The organism is Pseudomonas sp. NDM (genome assembly GCF_003105095.1).
Lineage (GTDB): Bacteria > Pseudomonadota > Gammaproteobacteria > Pseudomonadales > Pseudomonadaceae > Aquipseudomonas > Aquipseudomonas moraviensis_A.
Genome location: NZ_QETJ01000053.1, coordinates 23,455 through 30,681, shown reverse-complemented (window position 1 = coordinate 30,681; position 7,227 = coordinate 23,455). Strand labels below are relative to the sequence as shown.

General features: G+C 59.1%; 6 protein-coding genes. 3 read left to right on the top strand and 3 right to left on the bottom strand.

Features of this window, described 5'->3' with window-relative positions; all coding sequences use genetic code 11:
* Positions 1-50 precede the first annotated feature (50 nt).
* The 3 genes from DCO47_RS13480 to norR all read right to left on the bottom strand — a co-directional run bounded on the left by DCO47_RS13480 (position 51) and on the right by norR (position 3,359).
* Positions 51-533, bottom strand: a complete 483-nt coding sequence (locus DCO47_RS13480; protein ID WP_116658256.1) for a GNAT family N-acetyltransferase — start codon at positions 531-533, stop codon at positions 51-53.
* Between the two features lie 3 nt (positions 534-536).
* Positions 537-1,439 (bottom strand): chemotaxis protein CheV, encoded by a 903-nt coding sequence (locus tag DCO47_RS13475; RefSeq protein ID WP_042608360.1) that lies wholly within the window; start codon positions 1,437-1,439, stop codon positions 537-539.
* Positions 1,440-1,796: 357 nt separating this feature from the next.
* Positions 1,797-3,359, bottom strand: a complete 1,563-nt coding sequence (gene norR, locus DCO47_RS13470; RefSeq protein WP_116658255.1) for a nitric oxide reductase transcriptional regulator NorR — start codon at positions 3,357-3,359, stop codon at positions 1,797-1,799.
* 163 nt (positions 3,360-3,522) lie between these two features.
* Between norR and hmpA the strand changes: the two genes are divergently transcribed.
* From hmpA to cyoA, 3 genes are all read left to right on the top strand, one after another.
* Positions 3,523-4,704, top strand: coding sequence for an NO-inducible flavohemoprotein (gene hmpA, locus DCO47_RS13465; protein WP_065616629.1), 1,182 nt, complete (start codon positions 3,523-3,525; stop codon positions 4,702-4,704).
* 243 nt (positions 4,705-4,947) lie between these two features.
* A complete protein-coding gene (locus DCO47_RS13460; RefSeq protein WP_042608357.1) occupies positions 4,948-5,457 on the top strand; it encodes a disulfide bond formation protein B in 510 nt (169 codons plus the stop codon).
* Positions 5,458-6,284: 827 nt separating this feature from the next.
* Positions 6,285-7,226 (top strand): ubiquinol oxidase subunit II, encoded by a 942-nt coding sequence (gene cyoA / locus DCO47_RS13450; RefSeq protein WP_024014231.1) that lies wholly within the window; start codon positions 6,285-6,287, stop codon positions 7,224-7,226.
* The last annotated feature ends 1 nt before the right edge of the window (position 7,227 follow it).

Here is a 7,227-nt window from a genome sequence, read left to right as displayed (position 1 = left end):
TTGGAATGCATTTCAAATGTAGGAGTGAGCCTGCTCGCGATGGCGGTGGATCATTCGACGACCAGCTCCCGCCGGACTACATACATCCCGACACTTTCATACAACCGGCGCGCCCGCAGGTTGTCCTCCAGAACCCTCAAATCGACAAACCCTTCACGCCGCTGTTGATAGACGCTGAAAGCATGCAGCAACAACGCTCGCCCAAGTCCCCGGCCCTGCATTCGCGGGTGTACCACCAGATTCTTGATATACGCACTGGTCCAGCACTGCGCCACGCCAACCACACCCTCGGCATCGCAGGCAACGAAGCACAATGAGGGATCGTATTCGGGATCGCTGACAAACCGCTGCTGCCATTCGTCCAGCGGCGGTACTCGACCGCCACCCTGCAGATGTCCGAGTTGCATCAACTGATGCAGCGCTGGCGCCCGCTCCTTGCGGTAGACGGACAACTCAATCCCAAACGGCCACTGCATATTCGGCACCGCTTCACTCAAGTCGCGGCGTAGCAGAAAACAAAACGCTTCGGCCAAGACTCAGTGCCCGTTGGCCGCGACGTGCTTGGCCGCTTCGATCAGACGTTGGGTCAGTTCCGGCGAGGAGAACTTGGTCAGCACTGCATTCGCTCCCGCCAGTCGGGCCTTTTCGCTGTTCATCGCGCTGTCGAGCGAGGTGTGCAGCAGCACGTACAAGTGCGCGAAATCCGGGGTTTCGCGCAGCGTGCGGGTGAAGGCATAGCCGTCCATCTCGGACATTTCGATGTCGGAGACGATCAGGTTGATCTGCTGCGCGGTGCCCTGCAGATCGAGCAGGCAGTCGATGGCTTCCTTGGCACTGCGCGCGGTGTGGCATTGCAGGCCGAGGTTGCGCAGGGTGTGCACCGATTGTTGCAGCGCCACCTGGCTGTCATCGACCACCAGAATCCGCGCGTTGCCGAGGACTTCGGCGTCTTCCATGGTCAGGTCGGTCGGCGCCATTTCGATCTGCGCCGGGGCGATGCTGTGGATGACTTTTTCGATATCCAGCACCTGCACCAGCGTACCGTCCACCGAGGTCACGCCGGTGATGTAGGCACGCGAACCGCCGGAGCCGAACGGTGGCGGCCTGATGTCGGTGGTCAGGCAATGGACGATCTTGCTCACCGCCTGCACGTGCAGACCCTGCTTGGAACGGCTGACATCGGTGACGATCAGGCAGCCGCCGTTGGGATCTTCCAGCGGCCGCTCGCCGATCGCGCGGCTGAGGTCGATCACCGACAGCGAGGCACCACGCAGGGAGGCGATGCCTTTGACGTGCGGGTGCGACTCCGGCAGCTTGGTCAGCGGCGGGCAGGGAATGATTTCACTGACTTTCAGCAGGTTGATCGCCATCAGCTTGCCGCTGCGCAAGGTAAACAGCAGAAGCGAAAGTGAATCTGCGCGGGCTTTGGTGGAGGACATAAGAACCTTCTGTGGATGGGCGAGAGTGCAAATCGCCAGAAACCTTTGATGCCGGGTTATCGGCTTGAATGGAGTGGGCTTTAGGTTTGTCGTCACAGATCAAAAGCCCCTCACCCCAGCCCTCTCCCGGAGGGAGAGGGAGCCGACCGAGGTGTCCTGCGTCATACATCGACCTGAAAGATCGAATCGATTATGGACTCGAAGAGTTTGAATCAATTAGCACACTGGAGCCGGTCAGGTTACGGATTCGGTAAATCACACTCAGGTCGACGGAGTTCTCCAATATTCCCGAATCGGCTCCCTCTCCCTCTGGGAGAGGGCTGGGGTGAGGGGGCTTTTGGCACTTGGCGATAATCTTCAGCTTTTCATGCCCAAGCGCTTGCCCATCCGCCCCAGATTCGCCCGATCCACCCCCAACTCTCGCGCCGCACTCGCCCAATTATCCTGATGACGTTCCAGCGCTGCACTGATCAGGCGCCGCTGAAACTCATCAGTGGCACTGCGCAAATCCCCGCCGATCATTGGCATCTCATTGGCCAAGCCTGCGGTAACAGGCACAACCACGTTATCCACAACCTCACGCGGCAAATCCAGATCCGCCGCACTCAGACTCAGGATTTTCGGCCGCACCTTGCAATTACCCAGCGCCTTCAGTGCACTGCGCCCGATCATATGCTCCAGCTCGCGCACATTCCCCGGCCATGTGTACGCCAGCAGCGCCTCTTGCGCATCGCCGGTCAAGCGCAGGCTGTTAAGGCCCATGCGCGAGCGGTTCTGCTCGAGAAAAAAGCCGCTGAGCAGCAACACATCGCGGCCGCGATCGCGCAGCGCCGGCACCCGCAGCGGGTAGACACTCAAGCGGTGATAGAAGTCGGCCCGATAGCGACCGCTGCGTACTTCTTCGGCCAGATCGCGATTGGTCGCGGCAATCAAGCGCACATCAACCTGATGCTCCTTGTCCGAGCCCAGGCGTTGCAACTGTCCGCTCTGCAATACGCGCAGCAATTTGGCCTGGACCGACAGCGACAGCTCGCCGACTTCATCGAGAAACAGCGTGCCGCCATTGGCCAGTTCGAATTTGCCGCGGCGGTCGCTGGTAGCGCCGGTGAAAGCACCGCGCACGTGGCCGAACAGTTCGCTTTCCACCAGTGTGTCAGGCAGGGCGGCGCAGTTGAGGCTGATGATCGGTTTGTCGGCGCGGGCGGAAGCGGCGTGGATGGCTTGGGCGACCAGCTCCTTGCCGACGCCGGTTTCGCCGGTGATAAGAACAGTCAGGTCGCTGCCGCCGACCAGATTGATCTCTTCCACCAGACGTTTGTGCGCTTTGCTCTGGCCGATCATTTCGCGTTGCTGCTGGCCGCTGGCCTGGCGGTAGACCTCGGCGCGCTGATGTTCATCTTCGGCGCGGGTGGCCAGACGCTCGATGCGCTCGGCAGCGTTGACCGTGGCCGAGGCGAGGCTGGCGAAGGCTTGCAGGGCATCGAGTTCGATCGGCTCGAAACGCTCGGGGTCGAGCGCATCAAGGGTGATCAGGCCCCAGAGTTTCTCATCGACAAATAAAGGACAGCCGAGGCAGTCGTGGACTTCGAGGTGATCGTCAAGGCCATCGACCAATCCGTCATAGGGATCGGGCAGTTCGCTGTCGGCGGCGAAGCGCGTCGGACCGGCGCCGGCCAGCAGAATTTCAAACCGTGGGTGTTCGCTGACTTTGAAGCGGCGGCCGAGGGTGTCGGTACTCAAGCCGTCCACCGCCAGCGGCACCAAGGACTCACCGTCCAGACGCAGTAACGCGGCGGCATCGCAGGGCAACAAGGCGCGCATGGCTTCGAGCAAACGCCGGTAGCGCTCACCTTCGGGCAATTCGCGGGACAGGTCGGCGACCAGAGGCAGCAGGGCGGTAAGCAAGGATTTGGCGGTCATGGTGATGTAGTCAAAGAGACAAGGTGTAGTCGTGATGACTATACGTGCATTTGTGTCGAAATGACTATGTAGGTTTCAACTAATTGAATTTAAACAATTAATAAGTTGGCACGAAAGCTGATACCTCCAGAGCAATCTTTCAAGAAAGCGCAGGAGTCACCTTATGCTTAGCGTCCAGGATCGTGCCATCGTCAAATCCACCGTGCCTCTGCTGGAAAGCGGCGGCGAGGCGTTGATCACGCACTTTTATCGCATGATGCTTTCCGAATACCCGCAAGTACGCCCGCTGTTCAACCAGGCGCACCAGGCCAGTGGCGATCAGCCGCGTGCCTTGGCCAATGGCGTGCTGATGTATGCCCGGCACATCGATCAGCTCGACCAGTTGGGCGATCTGGTGGCGAAGATCATCAACAAGCACGTGGCCCTGCAGATTCTGCCCGAGCACTACCCGATCGTCGGCACCTGCCTGCTGCGGGCCATTTCCGAAGTGCTCGGTGAAGAGATCGCTACGCCCGAAGTGATGAGCGCCTGGGGCGCGGCGTACGGGCAACTGGCCGACATCCTGATTGGTGCGGAAACCGCGATCTACGACCAAAAAGAACACGCAGTCGGCGGCTGGCGCGGTGCGCGGGAGTTCATCGTCGCGGCGAAAGTGCAAGAGAGCGCCGAAATCACCTCGTTCTACTTCGAGCCGGTGGACAAAGGGCCGATTCTTGCGGCTGAACCGGGTCAGTACATCGGCATGAAGCTGCACCTCGATGGCGAAGAAATCCGCCGCAACTATTCGCTGTCGGCACTGGCCAATCACGGCCAGTATCGCATCAGCGTCAAGCGTGAACCGGGTGGCCGCGCGTCGAATTATCTGCATGATCAACTGCAGGTCGGCTCAAGCATTCAACTGTTCCCGCCATCCGGCGAATTCACCCTGGCGGCCAGCGACAAACCGCTGGTGCTGATCAGCGGCGGTGTCGGCATTACCCCGACGCTGGCGATGCTGGAAGCGGCGTTGGAGACCGAGCGTCCGGTGCATTTTATCCACTGCGCGCGAAACGGCAGCGTCCACGCGTTCCGTGACTGGGTCGATGGGCTGGCTGAACGTCATCCACAGCTCAAGCGCTTCTATTGCTACGCCGAAGAAGACGGCGTGAGCCCGGCGGCGGACAAGGTCGGCATGCTCAGTGAAGAGCTGCTCGGCGAATGGTTGCCGGCGCAGCGTGATGTCGATGCGTACTTCCTCGGGCCGAAAGGGTTCATGGGCGCGATCAAGCGGCATCTGAAAGCGTTGGGCGTGCCGGAGAAACAGAGCCGTTACGAGTTCTTCGGGCCGGCTTCTGCTTTGGAATAGCCGTCAACGACCGAGTCGTCTGCATCGCGAGCAGGCTCACTCCTACAGGTTTTGCATTGTTCACAGAGTTTGTGTCCGACGCAGATCCATTGTGGGAGCGAGCCTGCTCGCGAATCTTCTGCGCGCCACAAAGCTTTGTTGGTTAATCATTCCTTAACCGCTTTATCGTTTATTGCCCCGGTGTAGACTTGCGACAATTTCAGCCGCCGGCCGGCTGGACCATGGACTTACAAGGGAAAGGCAATGAGCGAGGAAACGATGCGGTTGGGACGTGAGCGGCGCTATCTGGTGCTGCTGGGGATCATCTGCCTGGCGTTGATCGGCGGTGCGCTGTACATGCAGATCGTCTTGGGTGAGGCACCGTGCCCGCTGTGCATTCTGCAGCGCTATGCATTGCTGCTGATCGCACTGTTCGCCTTCATCGGCGCGGGCATGCGCAGCCGTCGCAGCATCACCGTGTTCGAGACGCTGGTGGTGATCTGTGCGCTTGCCGGGGCCGCTGTGGCCGGGCATCACGTCTATACGCAGTTCTATCCGGCGGTCAGTTGTGGCGTCGATGTGCTGCAGCCGATTGTCGATGATCTGCCGCTGGCGAAGATCTTCCCGCTGGGCTTCCAGGTCGACGGTTTCTGCTCGACGCCGTATCCGCCGATCCTCGGTCTGTCGCTGGCGCAGTGGGCGCTGGTGGCGTTCGTGCTGGTGGTGATTCTGGTGCCGCTGCTGACCTCGCGTAATCGAAAAGCGCTGCGCTGAGTCAACTTTTGCGCGGGAGTGCCGATAAACAAAACGCCCCGATTTTCGCTGCTGAAAATCGAGGCGTTTTGCATTTCAGAGCGTTTGTGAAAACACCGTGACGAACGGCAATGAAGCATGCGGCAAGTGTGCGACATGTTGTCACACACAGGCTGTCGCAGGGGCTCGGGATGCGGCGGATTGGCCGCCTGTTACATAAAAACATTGGCCAGTTTCGACGATTTCGGGCTTCAGGGCGGAGGTGCCGGATCAGGCAGTTTTAACAGGCCCCGGCATGTAGGCGAAGGCCTTGGAATATCGGGCTTTGCGCCGGTCAGGCGCTCGCAGGCGGCTCGCAGAGCTGTCTGATTTGAGGCGGTTACATGTGCACATTTTGCCGGGTTTGTTGAGAAGAGCTTTCAATAACACCCGCAACTTTTGCAAAAATGGCGATGGATTGTTGCTCTGAGTGATAAAAATTATTTCGGGATAAGACATGGTGTATAGGGCGCTACCTATCTACAATCGCCCGCACTGAATTCCCGGCGCTGTTCAGCCTTTATCAAGGAACTGATCAGGAGGTCGGGTGTCGAGCGAGCCGCGAGGCTTTCGAGACACCCAGGTGTCGGTGCCTTTCCAATTTTCCGCACCAAATGGAATTGGTCTGTAACAAGGCCTTTGACCACGAATTCGAATAAGAACTGAACGCTGTCCCAAGGTTTTGTCGAGCGTGAGACGCGCGACGGGCGGCCCTTATTCAATCCAAAGAAAATGCCAACCCTTGGCAGGGTGAAGTGTTGGCGATCAAAACCCAACTGCATTGCGCAAGCTGCTTTAGAGGTCGTGAGATGAGTAAAAACAGGTACCCCAGATTACTAGGCCTAGTGCCGCTGCTCGGCACGTTGCTGCTGGGAGGCTGCAACATGACCTTGCTCAATCCAACGGGCCAGGTCGGCCTGGAACAGCGCAACCTGATCATCACCGCCACGCTGCTGATGCTGTTGGTCGTCGTGCCGGTCATCGTCATGACCTTCCTGTTTGCCTGGAAGTACCGCGCTTCGAACAAGAACGCCGTCTACACGCCGAAGTGGTCGCACTCGACCAAGATCGAAGTGGCCGTATGGACCATCCCGGTGCTGATCATCATCGCCCTGGGTTACATCACTTACATCTCGACTCACGAGCTGGACCCGTATCGTCCGATCGAGTCTGACGTCAAGCCGGTGACCATCGAAGTCGTCGCGCTGGACTGGAAGTGGCTGTTCATCTATCCGGAACAAGGCATCGCCACGGTCAACAAGATCGTGTTCCCGGCGCACACGCCGATCAACTTCAAGATCACCTCCGACGCCGTGATGAACTCGTTCTTCATCCCGGGCCTGGGCGGCCAGATCTACGCGATGGCGGGCATGCAGACCAAGCTGCACCTGATCGCCGACCGCAACGCTGAAATGGACGGTATCTCCGCCAACTACAGCGGCGCCGGTTTCACCGGTATGAAATTCAAGGCCATCTCCACCACTCAGGAAGATTTCGACGCCTGGGTAAGTGAAGTCAAGAAGTCGCCTAAACAGCTTGATCAGGCTGAATACGCAGCCCTGGCCAAACCGAGCCAGAACAACCCAGTCGAGCTCTACTCGTCGGTCACGCCGAACCAGTTCCAGATCATCGTCGACAAGTACGAAGGTATGAAGCCGGGCAAGCCGCTGAAGCACGAGAAGAAAGAGAAAGAAGTGGCGGCCACGGATATTGACGCGGGTTCGCATTCAGCTGCCGGGGCAGAGGAGTAAA

Excerpts from the sequence above, each read along its gene's own strand:
- DCO47_RS13475 (WP_042608360.1), bottom strand. The coding sequence starts at position 1,439 with ATGTCCTCCACCAAAGCCCGCGCAGATTCACTTTCGCTTCTGCTGTTT.
- norR (WP_116658255.1), bottom strand. The coding sequence starts at position 3,359 with ATGACCGCCAAATCCTTGCTTACCGCCCTGCTGCCTCTGGTCGCCGAC.
- hmpA (WP_065616629.1), top strand. The coding sequence starts at position 3,523 with ATGCTTAGCGTCCAGGATCGTGCCATCGTCAAATCCACCGTGCCTCTG.
- DCO47_RS13460 (WP_042608357.1), top strand. The coding sequence starts at position 4,948 with ATGAGCGAGGAAACGATGCGGTTGGGACGTGAGCGGCGCTATCTGGTG.
- cyoA (WP_024014231.1), top strand. The coding sequence starts at position 6,285 with ATGAGTAAAAACAGGTACCCCAGATTACTAGGCCTAGTGCCGCTGCTC.